Origin of the sequence: Brevibacterium moorei, assembly GCF_024580735.1 — a bacterium.
Lineage (GTDB): Bacteria > Actinomycetota > Actinomycetes > Actinomycetales > Brevibacteriaceae > Brevibacterium > Brevibacterium moorei.
The window spans coordinates 33,654-56,305 of record NZ_JANIJX010000014.1 but is presented as its reverse complement, the minus strand read 5'-3'; the positions used below and the strand labels follow the sequence as shown (position 1 = coordinate 56,305).

Genomic DNA, 22,652 nt, shown 5'->3' with positions numbered 1-22,652 from the left:
ACTTCCGGTGTGCCCGGAGTAAGAACCTGTTCGAAGACCAATTGTTCCCGCGCGGCCTCGCGCACGCTGACCTATGTCCACGCGGACGCCTGTGTGGTGATAGGCCCGCTATCGGTCAGAGCGGAACCGGGCGCCCATGATCTGTGCCAGTACCACGCCGATCGGCTCACCGCCCCTCGCGGCTGGGAGCTGATCCGGCTCGACGGCGGGGCCGAGGTCCCCGAGCGCAGCCGTGATGATCTGCTGGCCATCGCCGATGCCGTGCGCGAGGCGGCGGCACCCAGGCCCCAACCACCGGTCCCGCCGCGTACTGGTAGGCCCCGCCTGCGTCTGATCGGAGGGGACGAATGAGCATTCGGAGCGATCGCGCTGCGCGTCTGGAGCGCAGTCTGAAGGCCAATGACATCCGCGGCCGGGTCGGCCTCGACCTCGACGCGGATCTCCTGGTGGCCCTGGGCATGGCCACGGCGCAGGTGATGCGCGAACTGCACGGGGCGGGCTCCGTGGTCATCGGCAGCGATATGCGAGTCGACTCCCCGAACTACGCCGGTCTGCTGGCTGCCGGTGTCGTGGCCGCCGGCAGCCGGCCGGTATACGTCGGGATGTGTTCGACCGACCAGCTGTACTACGCGTCCGGGGCCTGGGAAGTACCCGGACTGATGGTGACGGCCAGCCACAATCCGCAGGACTACAACGGGGTGAAGTTCTGTGGACCCGGCGCCGCCGGAATGTCGGCGGCCTCGGGCCTCGACCGAATCGCCGCCGCCGCATTCGCAGCAGTGGTCCCCGCGGACCCACGTCCGCTGGACCCCGATCCTTCCTCCGCCACCGCCCTTGCCACGGGTTATGCGCAGCGGATCCGGGGCCTGACGGGTCTGGGCACGGGCCGGCGGCTGCGGATCGTGGCCGACTGTGGAAACGGCATGGCCGGCAAACTTCTGCCGGAGGTCTTCGGCGCGGCAGCAGGGCTCCCCGAGCTCGAACACGAAGTGATCGGGCTGTTCACGGAACTCGACGGCACCTTCCCCAACCATCCGGCCAACCCGCTGGAACCGGAGAACCTGGCCTGGGCGCAGCGCGGTGTGGTCGAACGGCGAGCGGACATCGGCCTGGCCTTCGACGGGGACGCCGATCGGTGCTTCTTCATCGATGAGACGGGCAGGGCGACCTCGGCCTCGGCGATCGGAGCGCTGGTGGCGACCAGGGAGATCGCCCGCGTCCGCGGCCTGGGTGAGGAACACCCGGCGGTGCTGCACAATCTGCTGACCTCCCGGTCGGTGGCGCGGGCCATCGAGGCCGCCGGCGGTCGAGCGGTCCGTACCCCGGTGGGCCACTCCGGCATCAAGCAGACGATGCGCAGGGAGAACGGCATCTTCGCCTGCGAACACTCGGCCCATTTCTACTTCCGCGACTTCTTCAGTGCCGACTCCGGGATGTTGGCCGCCGCCCACATCATCGCAGCGCTCGAACGCACGGAGAAGACCCTGAGCGAACTGCTCGCCGAATTCGCCCCGGCGGAACTCTCCGGGGAGCACAATTCCCGGGTGGCACAACCCGACGCCGTTCTGGACAACTTCGCCGCGGCCGCCGCGGCCGGGGACTTCGGTCGCGGCGACCTGGACCGCATGGACGGGGTGACGCTGCAGGGCGAGGACTTCTGGATCAATGTGCGCAAATCCAACACTGAGCCGCTGGTCAGATTCAACTGCGAGACCCCCAGCGTCGAACGCACACAGGACCTCACACAGCGGGTCCTCGAGCTGATCCGGGCCTGATTGCGGCCCCGGCCCGCATGGTCCCTGGCGGGTCGGAGTGCGCGGCGGGCGCGGGATGTTGGACAATAAGGGTATGAATGACCGGATTCTCGTGATCGACGACGACACCGCCCTGGCGGAAATGATCGGCATCGTGTTGCAGAGTGAGGGTTTCGAACCCTCTTTCTGGGCCTCGGGCGATGGCGCCCTCGATGCCTTTCACAGGAACCAGCCCGACCTCATCCTGCTCGACCTGATGTTACCGGGCAAGGACGGGCTTGAGGTGTGTCGGGAGATCAGGGCGGAATCCGGTGTCCCCATCATCATGTTGACTGCCAAATCGGATACCGTCGATGTTGTCGCAGGGCTCGAATCGGGCGCCGACGACTACGTCGCGAAACCCTTCAAGCCCAAGGAACTGGTGGCCAGGGTCCGTGCCCGGCTGCGGATGAGCGAGCCGGCTGCGCCCGAGGTCCTACACGTCGCCGACGTGATGATCGACGTGCCGGGGCACAACGTCACGCGCGCGGGCAAGCCCGTTTCGCTGACCCCGCTGGAATTCGATCTGCTGGTGGCCCTGGCGCGCAAGCCCTGGCAGGTGTTCTCCCGTGAACAACTGCTCGAAGAGGTTTGGGGTTACCGCCATGCGGCGGACACCCGCCTGGTCAACGTCCACGTGCAGCGCCTGCGGGCCAAGATCGAACGTGATCCGGAGAAGCCGGATATCGTCGTCACGGTGCGCGGTGTGGGCTACAAGGCCGGTCATTCCGCGTGAGCCGGGCCCACGACGGTGGCGCCGGGCGGGGTGGTCTGCGCGAAACGCGCCAAAGGCTGGTCCGCTCCTATAAGCGCATCGCCGGGGTGTTCGCCAGATCCCTGCAGCTGCGCATCGTCGTGTTGACCAGCGTGTTGACGATCATCGCGATCTTCGGCGTTGGGACGTACATGTCCAAGCAGATCGCGCGCGGACTCTACGAGGCGAAGCTCAGCTCGGCCTCCGCGCAGACCGTCGGCTACGGTCAGGAACTGGGGGCCCTGTCGGGCATCGACGATACGGATCAGTTGCTCGACAGTCTCAACACCCAGCTGCGCTCGATGGTCTCGCGCTCGCCGATGGCACTGCGCTCGATCAATCTGGAACCCGTGGGCAGGCGCGATGACGGCGTCGAATCGATCTCCACCTCGCCCTATGGCGAGGAGCCGGTGCGCACGGCCGATCTGCCGGGGGACTTCCGCAGCAGAGTGTACGATTCGACCGACGGCCAGCAGCTCTACCAGCCGATCGCGCTGCCAGGCGCCGAACGCTCGCCCGGCCTGGTCATCGCGCAGAAGGTGATGATTCCCGCCGCCGGCCAGTTCGAACTCTACGTGGTGGCCGACCTGCAGGACGAGCAGAACACCCTGGAGTTCGTCCAGCGCGCTCTGCTGGTAGCGGCCCTGGTCCTGGTGGTCCTGGTCGGCGCCATCTCCTGGGTCGTCACCCGGATGGTCGTCACACCGGTACGGCAGGGCGCGGATGTGGCCCGCCGGATCGCCGACGGCGACCTCGACCAGCGTATGCCGGTGATCGGCCATGATGAGATCTCTACCCTGGCCCAGAGCTTCAACGATATGGCCGAATCGCTGCAGGACCAGATCCTGCGCATGGAACAATTGACGACCCTGCAACAGCAGTTCGTCTCCGACGTCTCTCATGAGCTGCGCACCCCGTTGACCACGATCCGGATCGCCGCGGACATGATCTACGACGATCGCGACACCTTCGACGAGGCGACCCGACGCTCGGCCGAGCTGCTCGAAAGCCAGGTCGCCCGCTTCGAGGACCTCCTGGCCGATCTGTTGGAGATCTCGCGCTACGATGCCGGCGCCGCCGCTCTGAACACGACTTCGGCGGATCTGACCGATGTGGTCCGCGGCGTCGTCGAATCGGTAGGGGTGCTGGCAGCGCGCAGTGGTTCGCAGCTGGGCCTGCGCGCGCCCAGCCAACCGGTGATGGCCCAGATCGACCGGATCCGTGTCACCCGGGTCGTGCGCAACCTGGTCGTCAACGCCATCGAACACGGGGAGGGCAATCCGATCGAGGTCTATGTCGGATCCAATGCGGAGGCGGTGGCCGTGAGCGTCCGCGACCACGGCGTGGGCCTCAACGACGAACAGGTCCAGCACGTGTTCGACCGGTTCTGGCGCGCCGATCCATCGCGCAAACGCACCCTGGGCGGCTCCGGGCTGGGCCTGGCGATTTCACTGGAGGACGCGCACCTGCACAACGGCTGGCTCCAGGCCTGGGGCAGAGTCGGGGAGGGGTCCTGCTTCCGGTTGACCGTGCCCCGTAGGCAGGGGGAGGACATCGTGTCCTCGCCGTTGCCGCTGCCCCCTGCCGACGCCCTCATCAGCGGTGCGGCACTCGTTGCGGGACCTGCCACCAGCGATGGGTCGGTGCGCGTGCAGACCGGCAGCATCCCCATCGTCGTCGAACTCGATCAGGCCCCGGGCACCCCGCCCGCGGCGGAAGGAGACCGGTCATGAGTGCTACCCGGGCAGGGCGCACGCGGGTGCCCGCAGCGCTTGCCGGCGCTCTGTGCCTACTCCTGCTGCTCACGGGTTGTATTTCGATTCCGCGCTCGGGTCCGATCGGGCAGATCGACGTTGATTCCAGCGAACCGGGTCAGGTCAGAATCGATCCCGACGGCCCCGTGACAGGGGCCAGCCAGGACCAGATCGTGCGTGGATTCCTGGCCGCCGGCACCGGTTCGGCCTCGAACTTCGCCGTGGCCAGGTCTTTCCTGACCGACGATCTGGCGGCTTCCTGGGAACCCCTGGAGTCCGTCTGGGTCCTCAAATCGGGCCACAGCCTCGACTCCATCAACTCCGAGGTGACCAGCGATTCGCAGACCGTCAGTCTGACCCTGCCGGTGCAGGCCCATATCGATTCGACACGGGTCTACCGGGAAGCCGCCGCCGACTCGGAGCGCACGGTGAAGTTCACCCTGCGGCAGGTCAATGGGGAATGGCGGATCTCCAAAATGCCGGCGGGCATCGTGGTGACTCCGGCGAACTTCTCCAGCATGTTCCAGGCCCATTCCCTGTATTACTACACCCCCGACTTCAAATATGCGGTACCCGACACCCGCTGGTACCTGCGCAGTGGCTCGGCCGGCCGGGAACTGGTGGCCGATCTATTGGCGGGTCCCGCCGACTATCTCAAGGGCGCCGTCGTGCCCGCCGTGGGCTCGGGGCGCGGCAAGCTGGGAGTGGGATCCCTGAGCGTCTCCGACGGAGACGCCGCGGTCGAACTGTCCGGGGACCCTCAGTTGAGCGCGCGCGATGCCGAGCGCCTGGCCAAGACCGTGGCGCTGTCATTGCAGTCGATGCCCTCGGTGCGCGATGTGACGGTGACGGGTGCGGGGATGCCCGAGGACGTGGATACCGCGAATCTGCCCAACACCGAGGTCGAGGTACCCGGCAGGCCCGTCGTCCTGCAGGACGGACGGTTGGTGGAACTGGGCGGGGACCGGACCTCGTCTCTGCCTCTGCCCGCACCGAAGAAGGGCGCTGGGAATCCGGCCAGGGACTACACCGGCCGGGTCTTCGCATACCTGGCCGCGGGAGAGCGCGAACTTCATCGGATGACCGTGGGGGGCCGGAAGGACACAGTGGTCGTCAGGGGAAGCTCACTGGCGGCCCCCAGCTTCGATCGATTCGGTTGGCTCTACACGGCCGAGTCGGACACGGGCCGGCTCAAGGTGGTCGGGCCCGACGGGGAGATGAAGACGCTCAAGGCCGGTTTCCTGTCCAAGCGGACCGTGACGGCGGTGCGGGTCTCGCGGGACGGGTCCAGGTTGGTCGTCCTATCGACCGGCTCGAAGGCGGACAGCCGCCTGGACTATATCGGCATCGTCCGTGATTCGGATCAGGCTCCGCGGGAGTTGTCCGGGGACGCGCCGTTGTCGGCGGGCGAGTCGTTCTCCGACCTGCGCGATGTGTCCTGGGCCGGTACCGACACGCTTGTGGCATTGGCCGCACTGGAGTCCGGTGGGGATCTGCAGCCCTACACCCTGTCGTCCTCCGGAATGTTCGCCGCACGTGGCTCGGTGTCCGAGGGCACTTCGATCAGTGCGGGCACGGACCTGCGCTCGATGCGCATCGGCACCAGAGCCGGCGACGTGTACAGCTATCAGGGGGGCGCCTGGCAGAAGCTCGTCGGCATCAAGTCCTATGAGCCGGCGTTCCCCGGCTGAGCCTGCCCGCGGGACTGCTGCACAGGCGCTCCACAGCCGGGTGACCGCCGGTCACAGCCGGGCCAGGGGCTTGTGGGTGCGTCCTGGGCCGATCATGCTGGTCGGGTGGGACTGTGGAGCGAATTGGCCGAACTCCTCCTGCCGCCGACCTGTGCGGGCTGCGGGGCGGAGACCGTGAGCCTGTGCGGGGTGTGTCTGAGCCATCTGGATAGCCCGCCCCGCTGGAGCCTGCCCCGCTATGGGACACAGCGTGTCTGTGGGGCGGGAGAATACACGGGAGTGCTGCGTGAGGTCCTGGTGTCGTACAAGGCCCGTGACAGGCGCGATGTCCTTCCCGTGCTGGGCCTCGTACTGGCGCGCACGATCGTGGCGGCGCTGGCGGAGTCAGCAGGCGTCGAGCCGGCGCGCGGCCTGGTGCTGGTGCCGGTCCCGGCAAGTGCCAGGAGCGCGCGCGAACGCGGGGGCAACCACGTTGCGGCCTTGGCCGGGGCGGCCTGCCGTCTGCTGGGTGCGGACGGGCTGGACGCCCGGGTGGGCGAGCTGCTGCGGGTCAGAGGCGCCCACCGCGATCAAGTGGGCCAGGGCAGCAGGGGCCGGCGGGCGAATGTCCGCGGCACACACGCAGTGGCCGATCCGGCCGCTGCCAGACGGCTCGTCGCGCTGCGGCCGGTCGTCGTCCTCGTCGACGATATCTGTACGACCGGAGCGACCCTGGCCGAAGCGGCCCGCGCGCTCGGGCGTGTGCAAATCCAGGTTGATTCCATTGCGGTTTTGGCAATTACCGGCGATGCCGCACACCGGGATACCGCGGCTGGTATGTAATGGAGACACCCCGAACGGAACGGATCGCGGATCATCCCGATGCCGCCCAAGGCGGGGTCGCCAATCCCTCAGGGATCAAAGGAGAAACAGCATGGACATCGTGGTCAAGGGTCGTCACCTGAACGTCTCGGACAGTTTCCGGGCTCATGTCGAGGACAAGGTATCCAAGGTAGAACAGCTCGCCCCGCGCGCTCTGCGGGTCGAAGTGGTTCTCACCCACGACGGCAATGTGAAGCATCCGGAGACCTCGGAACGTGTCGAGATCACCGTCGTTGCCAAGGGCCCGGTGCTGCGCGCCGAGGCCTGCGCCTCCGATAAGTACGCAGCCCTCGACCTGGCCTGGGCGAAACTGCTCGAGCGCCTGCGCCGGGCCCGCGACCGCCAGAAGGTCTCGCGCCAGGGCAAGCACAGGGCGGAATCCACAGCGGAGGCACTGAGCCGGCTGGAGGTCAAAGAACCCCTGCTCGACCAGAGGGACGACACCGGCCTCGACGAGGCGACCGTCGACCAGACGGGTGGCCGGGTGCCGGCAGAGGGCCAATCGCCCGTGGTGCTGCGCGAGAAGACCTTCCCCGCCGCCCCGATCGCGATCGACGAGGCCCTCAACCGAATGGAGATGGTCGGTCACGACTTCTACCTCTTCATCGACGTGCACACGCAGAAGCCATCGGTCGTCTATCGGCGGCGCGGCTGGAGTTATGGTGTGATCGCCCTCGACGAATCGCTGGTCGCAGCCGACTGATCCGGGTTCCGGAAATCGGAATCGCCACGGCGCCCCGCCTCCTGAACAGGAGGCGGGGCGCCTGCGTGTGTGCGGCCAAGCGGTGGGCGAGTGAGGCAACACTCAGGTGCGACGCGTTAGAGTAGTGCCTTGGAGAACCGGCGGAGCCGGGATGGACAGAAGACCTGAGTGATGTAACAAGGAGAACCGTGGCCAATATCCTCGAAAAGGTGCTTCGCATGGGCGAAGGACGCACGCTGAAGAAGCTGCGCAACTATGCCGATGCGATCAACGCCCTGTCAAACGAATTCGAGGGCATGACGGATGCGGAACTGCGCGAGGAGACCGATCGGTTCCGCGAGAGGATCGCGGATGGGGAGTCCCTGGACTCGTTGCTGCCGGAGGCCTTCGCCGCGGTCCGCGAGGCCTCGGCGCGCACTGTTGGAATGCGTCACTTCGACGTTCAGCTGATGGGCGGGGCCGCCCTGCACCTGGGCAATATCGCCGAGATGAAGACCGGTGAGGGCAAGACCCTGGTCGCCACTGCCCCGGCCTATCTCAACGCCCTGGCCGGCAAGGGCGTGCACATCGTCACGGTCAACGACTTCCTGGCCGGCTACCAGTCGGAGATCATGGGTCGTGTCTTCCGCTTCCTGGGCATGACCACCGGCTGCATCCTGTCCTCGATGAGCCCGGACCAGCGGCGCAAGCAGTACGCCGCGGACATCACCTACGGCACGAACAACGAATTCGGCTTCGACTACCTGCGTGACAATATGGCCTGGTCGCCCGAGGAGATGGTTCAGCGCGGGCACAATTTCGCCATCGTCGACGAGGTCGACTCGATCCTCATCGACGAGGCCAGGACTCCCTTGATCATCTCGGGTCCCGCAGACGGCGATGCCAACCGCTGGTACGGAGAGTTCGCGAATGTGGTCAAGCGGCTCAAGGACGAACGCGACTACGAAGTCGACGAGAAGAAGCGCACGGTCGGTGTGCTGGAACCGGGGATCGAACGCGTCGAGAACTACCTGGGCATCGCCAATCTGTACGATCCGGAGAACACCGCGCTGATCGGCTTCCTGAACAACGCGATCCGGGCCAAGGAGCTGTTCAAGCGCGATAAGGACTATGTCGTGCTCGACGGAGAGGTGCTCATCGTCGATGAGCACACAGGCCGCATCCTCAAGGGCCGACGGTACAACGAGGGCCTGCACCAGGCGATCGAGGCCAAGGAGGGCGTCGAGGTCCAGGCGGAGAACCAGACCCTGGCGACCGTTACCCTGCAGAATTACTTCCGCCTCTACGGCAAGCTCTCCGGCATGACCGGCACGGCGGAGACCGAGGCCGCCGAGTTCATGTCCACCTACAAGCTGGGTGTGGTGCCGATCCCCACGAACAAGCCGATGCGGCGCATCGACCAGGCGGATTTCGTGTACAAGAACGAAGTGGCGAAATTCGACGCGGTCGTCGAGGACATCGCCGAACGCCACGAATCCGGTCAGCCGGTTCTGGTGGGTACGACCAGCGTGGAGAAGAGCGAGTACCTATCCCAGCAGCTGGCCAAGCGGGGCATTGCGCACGAGGTTCTCAATGCGAAGAACCATGCGCGCGAGGCCGCAATCGTGGCACTCGCCGGCCGTGCGGGCGCGGTGACCGTTGCGACGAACATGGCCGGCCGTGGTACCGACATCATGCTCGGAGGCAACGCGGAATTCATCGCGGTGGCCGAAATGCAGTCGCGCGGCCTGGATCCGCAGGAGGATTCCGAGCGCTACGAGGAGGTCTGGCCGGAGGTCCTGGCCGCTGCAGAGGCAACCGTCGAGACCGAGGCCGAGGACGTCCGTGCGGCGGGCGGCCTGTACGTTCTGGGCACCGAGCGCCATGAGTCGCGTCGTATCGACAATCAGCTGCGCGGCCGCTCCGGGCGTCAGGGCGACCCCGGCGAATCCCGGTTCTACCTGTCGCTGACCGACGATCTGATGCGGCTGTTCGGTTCCGGCGCGGCCGAACGCATCCTGGCGACCGCCAATGTTCCCGATGATGTGCCCCTGGAATCGAAGATGGTCTCCCGCGCCATCCTCTCAGCGCAGTCCCAGATCGAACAGCGCAACGCCGAGCAGCGCAAGAACGTCCTGAAGTACGATGACGTGCTCAACCGCCAGCGCGAACTCATCTACGCCGAACGCCGCAAGGTGCTCGACGGTGAGGATATGAAGGACCAGGTTGCGGCCTTCCGTACGGAGGTCATCGAGTCGTACATCACCGCGGCGACCCACGGACCGGCCGAGTCCTGGCAGATCGACGAACTGTTCACCGCGCTGTCGGATCTCTACGATCCCAGTATCGATGAAAACGACCTGATCGCCGATGTCGGTTCCAAGGCGAATCTGAGCCGGGACAAGCTGGTCAAGGAGATCGGGTCGGACGCCGACCTGGCGTACGACAAACGTGAGGCTGCCCTGGGCGACGGAGCGATGCGCGAACTGGAGCGCCGTGTCATGCTGTCGGTGATCGACAAGCGCTGGCGGGACCACCTCTACGAAATGGACTACCTGAAGAATGGCATCGGTCTACGTGCCATGGCCCAGCGCGACCCCCTGGTCGAATACCAGCGCGAGGGCTTCGAGATGTTCACCGCGATGCAGGACGGCATCAAGGAGGACGTCGTGCGGATGACCAACAAGCTGGAGGTCACGGTGACCGTGGACCCGGGTGAGGATCTGGACGACCCCAGTGACGACACCTATGAGGTGGGTGCGGCCGAGCTCGAGCGCAAGCAGCAGCCGCTGCTGCTCTCGGGGCCCGATGGTGATGCGGTCGAGTCCTCCGAAGACGATGAGACGCAGCAGGCTCCGCAGAACAGGGCGGAACGCCGGGCCGCCAAGAAGCGCAAGTAGCGCACCCGCGTCCTCACAGGCCGGAGAAGGCAGTGGCGATCCAGCGGTCGGCGATCAGCTCCAGCCGTAGGGCGAGTGCGCGATGACGGCGGGAGGTCGCGACCACCAGCGCGGCCTCGGCCACGGTCTGTGAGAGTCTACAGATCCGGGGGACTCCGGCTCCGAGGACCCGGGTGGCGGGTCCACCGGATCCCACTAGGCGTTCGCGCAGCGCCGCTTGCCGGCACAGTCGGGCGAACAGTTCGGGGTCGACCCAGCGGGCGATGGTGGCAGGCCGGCGTAGTCCACAGGAGACCTCGAGGGCGGCGATCGCCAGTGATCGGGCGGTACGGGCCACGAGTTCGGAGTCGATCGGGGCACGCGGTTCCGCCGGCTGGGCCACCGGTGGTGGAGCCGGGCGACGGCGGGACGGTGCCGGCCGGGGGCCGCGCAGGCGGGGCAGGTCCTGGACTCCGTCGAGCTGGATGGTCATGGCATCTCCAATCGAAGACCGGGCATGATGAGGTTGGGGTTGGAGCCGATAAGGCTCTTATTGTGGCTGTAGATGTGATCGACCTGCTTCGCTAGCCGAGCCGTCGTGGGGTGTTCGGTTCCTTGGGCGCTCAGCTGCGCGCGTGCTATCGACCAGAGGTTGTCCCCGCGGACGACGGTGACGATTGCATGCTGGGAGGTCCGTTCCGGGGCGGCCGGGGAGCTCTGCGGCGCGTCGGGGAGAGGGCCCTGAGCATTCTTCGGCCGGTCCCGCGGCGGAATAGGTGACTCTGCAGTCGACTCTGCGCGCGGCGGTGACGACGAGCCGGTGGCGGTGTTCTCCGGCCGTTGTGGCGCCGCCGTGGTTGGCCAGCCCGGATCGGTCCGGGAGGTGGGCCAGCCGGGCGAGCCGGCACTGGGCACGGGCGAGTCGGGTTCCGTCTGCATCGCGGCCTGAGCCGGCAGGGCTGCCGCACCGAGTCCCGTCCCCAGCGCGCCGGCGAGGGCGACGCGGGCGATTCTGGGACTCAGGGTGCAGGCGGCCCTGCGCAGCGTCGGCGCACCGGGCAGGTGCAGGACGTCGGTCAGCCGGGCCAGGCCGGCTAGGCACAGGGCCAGCTGGATGGTGAGGACGTAGAGGCAGCCCAGGCCGGAGAGGACGAGCACGAGGCCTGCGGCGATATCGCCGGACCGCAACTCGTCTATCAGCCCGGGCGCAAGGTTAAACAGAATCGCCTGTGGAACGAGCGGAAGCAGAACGATCGAGCATGTCAGCAGTCGTCGCATGGCTACTCCTAGCAAGGGGTTTTCAATTGCCATAACTATTGCAAACAGCATCAAACAGTGTCAATAGATTTTTTGGAAGTCATGTGCTTGTCATCACACGTTCGGTATAGCAAGATGAACACATGGACGAGTTGAACCGCTTCGAGCGCGTTTTCGCGGATCTCGAGGCCCGTATCGACGCTGAAGAGCGTTCCGACCGTCTGGCCCAGGTGCCGGACCTGATGCACGAGTCGTATGCGGATCATGGTCTGGTCGAGCGAGTGGCCGGACTGCTGGGCACCCGGATCGAAGTCACCGTGCAGGGCCATGTGTTCACAGGCTCACTCGTCGATCAGGGGGAGGGGTGGCTGGCGCTGGAGACGCCCGCACGCCTGCTCGTCGCGCTGCGCGCGGTGCAGCTGTTGCGGGTGCCGGTCCGGGGTCGGGTACCGGCGGATCTGTTGAGTGCGTTGTCCCTTGCCTCACCGTTGCGGGAATTGAGCCGACGCCGTGTTCCGGTGCGCATCGCCCTGGTCGGCGGACTGGTGGTCGAGGGGAGGATCGCTGCGGTGGGCGGGGACTATATGCAACTGCGGGCAGCGGATCACCATCAGGTGATCCCGCTGCCCGCAGTTGATTTCGTCCAGGAACTGCTGTGAGCCTACAGGTCCGCTGCCCCCGATTCGATTGCGGAGCGGGTCTCCCGGTACATCCGCTGGATGTAGTCCTCGAGCTCCGTCTTCTCCACCCGCCACTGTCCGCGGCCGCCGACTTTGATGGCCCGCAGTTCTCCGGATCGGACCAGTGCCCTGGCCTGGGCGGCGGAGACGTTGAGTACCTCCGCGACATCGGTCAGCGGCAGGAAGCGTGTTTCAACCACCATGGGGGACCCCTCCATTCACTAGGATACGCGCAACTCGCAATGAAAGTTCCTTTGCCGACTGACATTATCGAATAACGCTGTTTGTTACATTTAACCACTATCCACAGTAAGATGAAAGGAAAGATCGTGGCTTCCCATGGAACTCCCCGTTTTTCTCGACCCCGACTCCGCGATCCCCGTGTGCTGATTGGCGTGGTCCTGGTCCTGGCCAGCGTGCTGGGCACCTGGTTCATCGTCAGACAGGCGGCGCAGACGACGCGGGTCTGGGCCGCCGCACACGTTCTGGTCCCCGGCGCTGTGCTCGCCGAAGGCGATCTGACCGCTACAGAGGTCAGCCTGCCGGGCAACGCCGGGGCCTATCTGTCGGCGCACGATGCCGCACCCATCGGCTCCACGGTCCTGAGATCGGTGGGAGCGGGCGAGCTGGTTCCCGCGGGCCAGCTCGGCTCACAGGAGCAGTTGCAGGGCCGGCTGTTGAGCCTCGACCTGTCCGAAAGTCTGCCGCAGGCGGTGACGGCCGGCAGCAGAGTGGACATCTGGGCAGCCGATTCCGATGCGGAGACGGTCGAGCCGAAGGAGATTCTCTCCGGCATCGACGTGGTCAACGCAGACCATTCGGCCGGTGGCTTCGCGCAGGCCTCCGGTGCCAGGCTGGAGGTTTTCGTGCCCACGGACAAACTATCCCAGATCCTGGCCGCCCAGGCGTCCGGCCACCGGATCTCTGCGGTCTCGGTGCCGGCCGCCACCACAGAGGCGATGCCATGATCGGGCTCATCGTCGCCCTCGATGCCGAGTTCGAGGCGGGGGTCGTCGCACGCCTGGGCGAGGTGCCCGATCTGACCGTCATCGCTCGTCCCGCAGATGAGGCCGAGCTCCTGGCCCTGGCAGCGGCCGGCGAGGGCCAAGTCGTGCTGTTGGGACGTTATTTCCCCGGTCTCGACGCCGATGTCGTGCGCGGGCTCAAACACACGGGGGTGCACATCCTGGCCATGGGTCAGGAGGCCGATTTCCGGGGGTGGGACCTGCCGGTGGCCGGGCTCGACCTGCCCGTCGCAGACCTGGCGGCGCGGATCCGTTCGAGCGCCGCCAGCGTGGTGGCTCCGCCGCGGCCGGCGCAAAAGCCGGCCGAGGCGCGGCGCACGGGTACGATCATCGCGGTCTGGGGTACTGCCGGGGCGCCGGGGCGGTCGACCGTGGCCGCCGCTCTGGCGCAGCGCCTGTCCTTGGTCGGGGAGACAGTGCTGTGCGATGCGGACACGGTGGCGGCCAGCCAGGCGGTCCTGTTCGGGGTGCTCGACGAGGCTCCGCAGATCGCGGCACTGTGCCGGTTGATGCGCTCCGGGCGACCAGCTCCCGAGGCCGTCTCCGCCCAGCTGAGCAGTGTGGCCCCCGGGCTGCGCCTGATCACCGGGATGAGCCGGGCGGACAGATGGCAGGAGGTCGGACCGGGCGTGCTGGGAGAAGTACTCGAGGAACTGCGCGCGCACGCCGCGGTGACCGTCGTGGACGTCTCCGACCGGCTCGACGGGGAGGAGTTCGACCCGCACTCCGACCGCCACGGTGCCACCCGGGCGGTGTTGGCCGCGGCCGACCACGTCCTCGTGCTCGGCAATGCCGACCCGCTGGGGCTGCTCCGGCTGGTCAATCTCGTCACCTCCGATGACTTCGCACAGCTGACGGACAGGGCGACCATCGTGGTCAACAAGGTCAGGGAGTCCGCCGTCGGCCCCGATCCGCAGTCCGTCGTATCCGCAACCCTGAGTCGGTTCGTCGGTGTTCGACAATACTGCTTCCTCCCTGCCGCGGGGGAGGACCTGGACCGGGCGCTGCTGGCCGGGCGCAGCATCGGCGAAGCGGCGCCGCACAGCGCATTCGTCGAGGCGATCGACGCGCTGCTGACCGAAATGCCCGGCCTGCCGCGCCCGGCCACCCGGCGGCGCAGCCTGCGGGGTGTGCGAAAGGGCAGGGGCCGACGGCGCCGCGTAGCACGTTTGTGACATCCCTCTGACACAATGGGGGCATGCCCGTGACCGAAGCGATTCGCTGCTATCTTCCCACCACGCTCGGCGCCCTCGCAGCCGCCTGGGAAACCCTGCCCACCACATCCGTGACGGTCTTCGCGCCGGCGGACACCGGCCTGCGCGGCGAGGCGCGGGAGGAGGCGGAATGGACCGCCTTCGAGGTCGCGGCGGCCCAGGCCGTGGATCCGGCACTGACCACCGGAGAGCCGCGGGTGATCCTCGCCCTGGACGCGGGCGTGCGGCCGGCGGACCGGCCCCTGGGTGTCTATCCCGGCGTCGTGACGTACGCCCTGCCCGGAATCGAATCCGCGCGGATCGTCTCGGCCCATATGGACGAGGCCGCGACCATCGACGCGGTGGCCGGCCAGGACGCTCAAACGGCGGCTCAGACGTTGTTGTCCGCGGATCTGCTGTGGTATGACGCCGCGGAGATCCCCCTGCTCATCGACTCATCGTCCCAGGGGCCCGCCGCGGCCTGCGCGGGGATAGAGTGAGAGGACATCAACGACGATGAACAATCCGATCCATAGAGGAGAAGAAGTGGCAGAGGTCTACCAGGCCCAGCTCGCGACCGCATGGCAGGAGATCACAGGGGAGGAACCCCCGGAGGATTTCCTGCGCGAATACTATCCCCGCATCGACAGGTACGAATTCGAGGCCCTGGGCGCCAAGGCCATGGCCGGCTGCGCCTGGGATCACCTGCGCACGGCCCGGCGTTTCACCGGCACCGCACCGGTTGTGTCACTGCACAATCCGGAACCGGGCGATGCGGACTACACGGGAAACCACACCAGGATCGCGATCGTGGTCACCGATGTGCGCTACCTCGTCTCGTCAGTCACCGCGGCGCTGAGCTCCACCGGATATGTGATCCGCCGGGTGCACCATCCCACCCTCATCACCCTGCGCGACTCCGCTTCGCCCGAGCAATTCACGGTCGCCCGCAAGGGTCTGTTGCACACCGATACGCAGGCCCTGCCGACCCTGGCCGAGGTGGACAGTCCAGAGGCCCGCATCCCGCGGCGCGAGTCATGGCTGCTGATCGACATCGACAGAATCGCACCGGAATCCTTCGACGGGCTGGCCGGCGCGCTCGAGCACATCATCGCGGTGATCCGCGCAGCGGCGGCCGATGAGGCCGCGATGGCGGAGCGCGCCCATACCCAGGCCGCTGACCTGCGCGAGCGCGCCCCGCGTCCCGAGCTGGCGGCCGAGGCCATCGAATCCGCCGACTTCCTCGACTGGATCGACGGCCGCTTCGCCTTCATGGGCTACCGCGAGTACCGCCTGGTCGAAGCCGGGGGCAGTACCCGGCTGGAGCCCGTCGAGGGCACTGCACTGGGCATCAGCGCCCTGCGCGACACCACCGTCTCGCCTCTGTCGAAGTCGGTCTCCTCCCATGCCAGGGACCCACACGTGCTGGTCCTGACGAAGGCGAATTCCCGTTCGCAGATCATTCGCCGCGGGTTCATGGACTACCTGGGCGTGAAGGTCTTCGACGAAGCAGGGGAGATCGTCGGGGAGCGTCGTTTCGTCGGCCTGTACACCGCGCCCATGTACAACGCCTCGGTGCTGGACGTACCGGTGCTGCGCGCCAAGGTCTCCTGGATCATGCAGCACTCGGGGCTGCTGCGCGATTCCCATTCCGGGACCGAACTGCTGGGCGCCCTCGAATCGTTCCCCCGTGACGATATGCTCCAAGCCGAACCGCAGGACGTGCTCGACATCGTCTTGACCGTCATCGACTTGCAGGAGAAGCGCGAGTCCTCGGTCTTCATTCGCCGCGATACCTATGAACGCTATGTCTCCGTCCTGGTCTACGTCCCCCGCGACCTCTATGACACGGCCTCGCGCCTGCGGGTCGAGGCGGTCCTGCGCGATCTGTACCGGGCGGACAGCGTCGACTTCGACGTGCTGCTGTCGGACTCGATTCTGGCGCGTCTGCACTTCGTCGCCCGGGTCGGCCGCGATGAGATGCTGCCGGACATCTCGCCGGAGGTGGTGGCCGAACGCATCAAATCGGCCGTGAGATCCTGGTCCGAGGACCTGGAGGAACTGCTGGCGCCATCGGACGAGAAGCTGTCCCAAGCGGCCTCGGAGCGTGCCAGGCTGTGGGCACACGCCTTCCCTGCGGATTACCGGGAGCACCAGACGCCGGAACAGGCCCTGGCCGATGTGGATCGGTTCGACACCCTGGTGACGGACCTGGCCCCGCGGGTGATGCTGCACCGGGAACCGGGTACCGATGAGCACCATCTGCGCCTTGCCCTGTACCGTCTGGCCCCGGCCGGCCTGTCGGCAATCGTGCCGCACCTGTCGAATCTGGGCGCGCAGATCCTCGACGAGAGGCCGTATCGGATCGATCTGGCCGACGGCACTCAGCGTTACATCTACGACTTCGGCCTGGAGTTCTCACGACCGGTCGATCGCGAGGACTTCGCTCGGATCGAGAGCGCCTTCGCCGCAGGGTGGAGGGGGCTGCGGGAGACGAGTTCACTCGACAGCCTCATCATCGCGGGCCTGAGCTGGACGGAACTGACGGTACTGCAGGCGCTGGGCGCCTATCTACGCCAGGCCGGGCTGGCCCTGCGCGAACGCACCATGGCCGGCATTTTCACCGCCCATCCGGAACTGGCCGGCCTGCTCGTCACGTTGTTCACCCGCCGGTTCGATCCCGCGATCGACTCCGCCGAGCGCGAGCGCCTGGTGGCGGAGGCCGAAGAGCGCATCGAGGCGAGCCTGGCACAGGTCGCCACGCTCGACGCAGATCGCCTGGTCAGGGCCATGCGCATGCTCATCCGCGCCCTGGTCAGGACCAATGCCTTCACAGCCGGGCCCGACACCCTGCCACAGACACTGGCCTTCAAACTTCATCCGACCGAGCTGTCGTTCGCGCCGAAGCCGCGTCCGGCGATCGAGGTCTGGGTGTACTCGCCGGAGGTCGAGGGCGTGCATCTGCGCTTCGGCAAGGTAGCACGCGGCGGCCTGCGCTGGTCGGACCGGCCAGACGATTTCCGCACGGAGATCTTGGGCCTGGTCAAGGCGCAGATGGTCAAGAACGCCCTGATCGTGCCCACCGGTGCCAAGGGCGGTTTCGTGCCCAAATACCTGCCGGACCCGACGGTGGACCGCAGCGCCTGGGCGGCGGCCGGGCAGCACGCCTATGAGAAATTCATCGGGGCGCTGCTGGACCTGACTGACAACCTGGTGCAGGGGCCGGCGGGGCAGACCGTGGAGCACCCGGACTCGGTTGTGCGCTATGACGGTGACGACACCTATCTGGTGGTGGCCGCTGACAAGGGCACTGCGCGCTTCAGCGATATCGCCAACGGACTGGCGATCTCCCGCGGCTTCTGGCTGGGCGACGCCTTCGCCTCGGGCGGTTCGGTCGGCTACGACCACAAGGCCATGGGAATCACCTCGCGCGGCGCGTGGAAGTCGGTGGAGCGGCACTTCCGCGAATTGGGCGTGGACACATCCCGCGAGGACTTCACCGCGGTGGGCATAGGCGATATGAGCGGCGATGTGTTCGGCAACGGCATGCTGCGCAGTCGGCACACCAGGCTGATCGCGGCCTTCGACCATCGCGATATCTTCATCGATCCGGACCCGGAGCCCCTGGCGGCCTTCGACGAGCGCAAACGGTTGTTCGAACTGCCGCGCTCCAGCTGGCAGGACTACGACAAGTCCCTGCTGTCGGCCGGCGGTGGCGTCTACTCCCGCACGGCCAAGTCGGTGCTGTTGAGTACGGAGGCGGCCGCGGCCCTGGGCCTGGCCCCCGGCCGCTATACCCCAGGGGAATTGATCTCCGGGATCCTCAAGGCGCCGGTCGATCTGCTGTACAACGGTGGCATCGGGACCTATATCAAGGCCACGGGGGAATCCGATGCTGCGGTCGGCGATAAGGCGAATGAGGACATCCGGGTCACCGGAGCGCAGCTGCGGGCCCGCGTGGTGGGCGAGGGAGGCAATCTCGGGGCGACCCAGTTGGGCCGGATCGAGGCCGCACTGCACGGCGTGCGGATCAACACCGACGCCGTGGACAACTCGGCGGGTGTCGATACCTCCGACCACGAGGTCAACATCAAGCTGCTCATCGACGGGCTGATCAGGGCCGGGAAGTACCGGCCGGAGCAGCGCGAGGCCCTGTTGCTGGACCAGACCGGAGAAGTCGCCGATCTGGTGCTGGCGAACAACTACAGTCAGAACGCGGTGTTGGGCGAAGGGCGCGACGAGGCTCGCACGATGACCGGGGCGCTGATCCGATTGCAGCGGTTCCTGGAGGAACACGCCGGCCTGGACTCGGCAGTGGAGTTCCTCCCCGACGCCAAGACGATGAGCCGGCGCAGGGAATCCGGCGGCGGTTACGTCTCGCCGGAGCTTGCGGTACTGCTGGCATATGTGAAGATGCACGCGGCCTCCAGCCTGCTGGAATCGACGGTGCCCGATGAGTCGTTCATGGCCGGTGACCTGGCAGCGTACTTCCCCAGTGGCCTCGACGTCGACGCGGCCGATCTGGCAGGACACCCGCTGCGCCGCGAGATCGCCACGGCCCACCTGGTCAATCGGATGGTCGACCGCTCGGGCCTGACCTACATCTTCCGGATCATCGAGGAGACGGGGGCCAAGATCCCGCAGATCGCGCGGACCTTCGCAGCGGTCAGTGAGATCTTCGACCTCGACGAACACTTTGATACGATCTCGGCCCTGGACAATATCGTTCCCAGCCAGGTGCAGATCAAGCTCGTGCACGAATACGTGCGCCTGCTCGACCGGGCCTCGCGTTGGTTGCTCAACCTCTCTCCGGAGGCCATTGACGTGCCGGCCCAGATCGCGCGTCTCCAGCCGGTGGTCCGCAGCCTGCGGCCCCAGCTGCAGGGGATGCTGCGCGGTGCGGACCGGGCGGCGGTCGAAGAGCAGGCGGCGGCCTATATCGCCGCGGGTGTGCCAGCCGACCTGGCCTGGCGCACTGGCTCGCTGCTCGACGAGTTCGCCCTCCTGGATGTCGCCACCGTCGCCGAGCGCACGGGACTGGAGGCGCGGGACGTGGCCGAGGTCTACTACGGTGTGACGGACCTGTTGCGCGGGCAGGACCTGCTGGTGAGCATCGGCGCGCTGGACCGGTCCAGCCGCTGGTCGGCACTGGCCCGCGGCGCGCTGCGCGATGACTTCTACCAGGCCGTTCACTCCATCGCCCTGGTGGTGCTGGGCACCACCACATCGGCCAACCCGACCCCGGAGGAGCGGGCGGATGAGCGGATCGCCCAGTGGCAGGTGGAGAATCAGACGGCCCTGGACGCGGTGCGCTCGACCACCGATGAAGTGCTCGGCCTCGAACAGGCCGGACAGGCACCGCTGTCCGTCCTGCTGCGGATGATGCGCTCGCTGGTCCGCTCGACCCGGTTCAACAGTGGAGCCGGCGAATGAGCCTGTTGACCGATCAACTGGCAGCGGAGGGGGTGACGGACCCCGAGGACGTCGAATGGCTCCACCTCCTGGTGGGGGACTGGCAGCTGATCGCCGATCTCTCATTCGCCGATTTGGTGCTGTGGGTTCCCACCCTGTTGGAAGGCGATCGAGCCGGGGCGTTCCGGGTGGTGGCCCACTGCCGGCCGACCACCGGCTCGACGGTCTACCCGCACGACGAGGTCGGCACGCTGGCCAATGAGGAGGAACGTGGATTCCTGCAGCGGGCGGTCGACGCCAAGGCGATAGTCGCTGCGGGCGACACGGTACCGGCCCTGGCCGGTGCCGAGGCGATCCCGGTGGTGCGGGCAGGGCAGGTGATCGCCCTGCTGACCCGACATACAGAGGAGGGGCGCCGGATCGGCGCCTCACGGTTGGAACGCAACTACCGGTCCTCGGCGATGATGCTGTTGTCGATGATCGCCGAGGGCGAGTTCCCCCAGCAGAATGTGCCGTCGGGGGTGCGTCGCGGGGAGCCCCGGGTGGGCGATGGGCTGCTCGTACTCAACCGCGAGGGCAGGGTTCGCTATGCCTCGCCGAACGGGATGTCGGTGCTGCACCGGCTGGGCCACGACGGTGAAATCGAGGGGCGCTACCTCAACGAGGTCGTGGATTCGCTGATCGACCAGGTTCGCCAGGTCGATGAGGCATTGCCGATGGTGCTCACGGGCCGGGCGCCGTGGCGCGCGGAGATCGAAGAGGGCCGGATCAGTGTGTCCCTGCGGTCCATTCCACTCAAACGCGGCGGAGTGCGCACCGGGGCGATCCTGCTCGTCCGCGACGTCTCCGAAGTCAGGCGCCGGGAACGCGAACTGCTCAGTCGCGATGCGATGATCCGCGAGATGCACCATCGGGTGAAGAACAACCTGCAGACCGTCTCCGCGCTGCTCCGTTTGCAGGAACGGCGCCTGAAGTCCCCCGAGGCCAAGGCCGCGGTGGGTGAGGCGATGCGCCGGGTGCAGATGATCGCCACGGTGCACGATGTGCTGAGCAAGGGCATCGAATCATCCGTGGACTTCGACGAGATCATCGACAAGGGCATGCAGATGGCTCCCGAACTGGCTACGGCACAGGCGAGCGTGCACGTGCGCAGGGAGGGATCGTTCGGTTCGATCTCCTCGGCCGATGCCACCTCTCTGGCTCTGGCGCTCAACGAACTGGTGGCCAATGCCGTCGAACACGGCTTTCCGGTGGACGGGCTGGGACCCGATGACACGATCACCGGCGAGGTCGTGGTCAGGCCGGTGCGCCACGGTGAGCAGCTGACCGTCACGGTCTCCGACGACGGGGTGGGGCTGCCTCCCGGTGGGGGGCCCGGCAACGGCCTGGGCACGCAGATTGTCAAGACACTGATCAAGACCGATCTGTCCGGGGACATCACCTGGCGGCCGGGCCCCGGCGGGGGGACCGAGGCGGTCATCGAGGTGCCGCTGCGCGACGGCGTCTGAGCGTGCGGGCCGGCAGCGGTCCTGCCGAATATATGACTGGGCCCCGTCCGGATGGACGGGGCCCAGTCATATATTCGGCGCTCAGACGCCGGGTAGCCAGCCGAGTGCGCTCAGCCCGCGCGGCGGGCGCGTGCAGCGCGGCGCTTGAGGGCGCGGCGCTCGTCCTCGGACAGGCCACCCCAGACGCCGGCGTCCTGGCCGGTCTCCAGAGCCCACTGCAGGCAGGTCTCGGCGACCTCGCAGCGGCGGCAGACACTCTTGGCCTCTTCGATCTGCAGAAGCGCCGGCCCCGTGTTCCCGATGGGGAAGAACAGTTCGGGGTCCTCGTTCAGGCATTCGGCACGATGACGCCAGTCCATGGTGTCCTTTCATCAAACGACTGTGTGCGCCCTAGCGCCCACAAAAACAGGAGACCTGCGGGATGATCCGCAGATCTCGTACCCCCTAAGGTTCACACATGTGCGCGGACGCACACAAGAGGTGGGCTGTGTGAACTTTCTGACAAACTCCGCATCCACTTCGAAGCTTGTGCTCCACGTCATTCCCTGCTTATGTATCCCCTATGAGCAATGGAGCGAAAAGACGGCCGGGCGACTTGGCCGATGTGACCCTGATAGCGATCGACGGCGTGGCCCCGACGATTCACCCCGAAGCCTTCGTGGCTCCCGGAGTCACCCTGATCGGAGACGTCCGGTTGGCGGCGGGAGCAGCTGTCTACTATGGGTGCGTGCTGCGGGCCGAAGGGTCGACGATCAGTATCGGCGAGGGCTCGAATGTCCAGGACAACACGGTCATGCACTCGGACCCCGGAAAGCCGGTGACGGTCGGGGCCAGGGTATCGATCGGTCACCGCGCCCTGGTCCACGGGTGCACGGTCGACGACGACGTCCTGATCGGGATGAGCGCGACGGTGCTCAATAGGGCACACATCGGTTCCCGATCCCTCATCGCAGCCGGCGCGGTGGTGCTCGAGGACGCGGTGATCCCGCCGGAGTCGCTGGTCGCAGGGGTCCCAGCCAAGGTCCGCCGTGCCATGGGGGAGAAGGACATCGCCAGGGTTCTGGGCAATGCGAAGAACTACGAGAAGATCCGCGTCCTGCATCGCGAGCACGGCGAGATTATCACCACCTGAACTGCGCCGATGCGCACGCCTGTAGGACAAT

Annotated in this window: 19 protein-coding genes; 15 read left to right on the top strand and 4 right to left on the bottom strand. The window is 66.9% G+C overall.

Annotated features, from left to right (window positions below; translation table 11 throughout):
- Nucleotides 1-9 precede the first annotated feature (9 nt).
- The 8 genes from NQ034_RS10280 to secA all read left to right on the top strand — a co-directional run bounded on the left by NQ034_RS10280 (nt 10) and on the right by secA (nt 10,435).
- Nucleotides 10-351 (top strand): DUF3499 family protein, encoded by a 342-nt coding sequence (locus NQ034_RS10280; protein ID WP_257048697.1) that lies wholly within the window; start codon nt 10-12, stop codon nt 349-351.
- Nucleotides 348-1,775 (top strand): phosphohexomutase domain-containing protein, encoded by a 1,428-nt coding sequence (locus NQ034_RS10275; RefSeq protein ID WP_257048696.1) that lies wholly within the window; start codon nt 348-350, stop codon nt 1,773-1,775. Before NQ034_RS10280 ends, NQ034_RS10275 begins: the two co-directional genes overlap by 4 nt.
- A gap of 73 nt (nt 1,776-1,848) precedes the next feature.
- Nucleotides 1,849-2,529, top strand: a complete 681-nt coding sequence (mtrA, locus tag NQ034_RS10270) for an MtrAB system response regulator MtrA (RefSeq protein WP_257048695.1) — start codon at nt 1,849-1,851, stop codon at nt 2,527-2,529.
- Nucleotides 2,526-4,280 (top strand): MtrAB system histidine kinase MtrB, encoded by a 1,755-nt coding sequence (mtrB, locus tag NQ034_RS10265; RefSeq protein ID WP_257048693.1) that lies wholly within the window; start codon nt 2,526-2,528, stop codon nt 4,278-4,280. Before mtrA ends, mtrB begins: the two co-directional genes overlap by 4 nt.
- Complete coding sequence (locus NQ034_RS10260) at nt 4,277-5,992, top strand: LpqB family beta-propeller domain-containing protein (protein WP_257048692.1); 1,716 nt, start codon at nt 4,277-4,279, stop codon at nt 5,990-5,992. The genes mtrB and NQ034_RS10260 overlap by 4 nt, the downstream gene beginning before the upstream one ends.
- Nucleotides 5,993-6,115: 123 nt before the next feature.
- Complete coding sequence (locus NQ034_RS10255) at nt 6,116-6,814, top strand: ComF family protein (RefSeq protein WP_257048691.1); 699 nt, start codon at nt 6,116-6,118, stop codon at nt 6,812-6,814.
- Nucleotides 6,815-6,905: 91 nt separating this feature from the next.
- The gene (gene hpf, locus NQ034_RS10250) at nt 6,906-7,556 is read left to right on the top strand and encodes a ribosome hibernation-promoting factor, HPF/YfiA family (protein WP_257048690.1); all 651 of its coding nucleotides are present in this window, start codon (nt 6,906-6,908) and stop codon (nt 7,554-7,556) included.
- Nucleotides 7,557-7,744: 188 nt separating this feature from the next.
- Nucleotides 7,745-10,435 carry a preprotein translocase subunit SecA gene (gene secA, locus NQ034_RS10245; RefSeq protein WP_257048689.1) on the top strand — a complete coding sequence of 897 codons (2,691 nt, stop codon included), beginning with the start codon at nt 7,745-7,747 and terminating at the stop codon, nt 10,433-10,435.
- Between the two features lie 13 nt (nt 10,436-10,448).
- On the opposite strand, the gene NQ034_RS10240 is transcribed toward secA, so the two are convergent.
- Together NQ034_RS10240 and NQ034_RS10235 are read right to left on the bottom strand one after the other, a co-directional pair.
- Nucleotides 10,449-10,907: an Rv3235 family protein gene (locus tag NQ034_RS10240; protein ID WP_257048688.1), complete on the bottom strand. Its 459-nt coding sequence runs from the start codon at nt 10,905-10,907 to the stop codon at nt 10,449-10,451.
- Entirely contained in the window at nt 10,904-11,692 is a 789-nt protein-coding gene (locus NQ034_RS10235) for a LysM peptidoglycan-binding domain-containing protein (RefSeq protein ID WP_257048687.1), read from the bottom strand. Before NQ034_RS10235 ends, NQ034_RS10240 begins: the two co-directional genes overlap by 4 nt.
- A 122-nt stretch (nt 11,693-11,814) precedes the next feature.
- On the opposite strand from NQ034_RS10235, the gene NQ034_RS10230 reads away from it, so the two are divergent.
- Nucleotides 11,815-12,330 (top strand): hypothetical protein, encoded by a 516-nt coding sequence (locus NQ034_RS10230; protein WP_257048686.1) that lies wholly within the window; start codon nt 11,815-11,817, stop codon nt 12,328-12,330.
- Between the two features lie 2 nt (nt 12,331-12,332).
- Here NQ034_RS10230 and NQ034_RS10225 read toward each other — a convergent pair whose 3' ends face one another.
- Nucleotides 12,333-12,554, bottom strand: a complete 222-nt coding sequence (locus NQ034_RS10225; RefSeq protein WP_257048685.1) for a helix-turn-helix domain-containing protein — start codon at nt 12,552-12,554, stop codon at nt 12,333-12,335.
- Nucleotides 12,555-12,734: 180 nt separating this feature from the next.
- Here NQ034_RS10225 and NQ034_RS10220 point away from each other — a divergent pair, with 180 nt between their 5' ends.
- The 5 genes from NQ034_RS10220 to NQ034_RS10200 are packed head-to-tail and all read left to right on the top strand — an operon-like array spanning nt 12,735 to nt 21,489.
- Nucleotides 12,735-13,319 (top strand): SAF domain-containing protein, encoded by a 585-nt coding sequence (locus NQ034_RS10220; RefSeq protein WP_257048684.1) that lies wholly within the window; start codon nt 12,735-12,737, stop codon nt 13,317-13,319.
- Entirely contained in the window at nt 13,316-14,551 is a 1,236-nt protein-coding gene (locus tag NQ034_RS10215; protein WP_257048682.1) for a CpaE/TadZ family protein, read from the top strand. Before NQ034_RS10220 ends, NQ034_RS10215 begins: the two co-directional genes overlap by 4 nt.
- Before the next feature lie 23 nt (nt 14,552-14,574).
- Nucleotides 14,575-15,069, top strand: coding sequence for a DUF6912 family protein (locus NQ034_RS10210; RefSeq protein ID WP_257048681.1), 495 nt, complete (start codon nt 14,575-14,577; stop codon nt 15,067-15,069).
- A 46-nt stretch (nt 15,070-15,115) separates the two neighbouring features.
- Entirely contained in the window at nt 15,116-20,002 is a 4,887-nt protein-coding gene (locus NQ034_RS10205) for an NAD-glutamate dehydrogenase (protein WP_257048680.1), read from the top strand.
- Nucleotides 19,999-21,489 (top strand): sensor histidine kinase, encoded by a 1,491-nt coding sequence (locus NQ034_RS10200; RefSeq protein WP_257048679.1) that lies wholly within the window; start codon nt 19,999-20,001, stop codon nt 21,487-21,489. The genes NQ034_RS10205 and NQ034_RS10200 overlap by 4 nt, the downstream gene beginning before the upstream one ends.
- Nucleotides 21,490-21,599: 110 nt before the next feature.
- Here NQ034_RS10200 and NQ034_RS10195 read toward each other — a convergent pair whose 3' ends face one another.
- A complete protein-coding gene (locus NQ034_RS10195; RefSeq protein ID WP_257048678.1) occupies nt 21,600-21,848 on the bottom strand; it encodes a WhiB family transcriptional regulator in 249 nt (82 codons plus the stop codon).
- Nucleotides 21,849-22,051: 203 nt separating this feature from the next.
- Between NQ034_RS10195 and NQ034_RS10190 the strand changes: the two genes are divergently transcribed.
- Nucleotides 22,052-22,621, top strand: a complete 570-nt coding sequence (locus tag NQ034_RS10190) for a gamma carbonic anhydrase family protein (RefSeq protein WP_257048677.1) — start codon at nt 22,052-22,054, stop codon at nt 22,619-22,621.
- Nucleotides 22,622-22,652 lie beyond the last annotated feature (31 nt).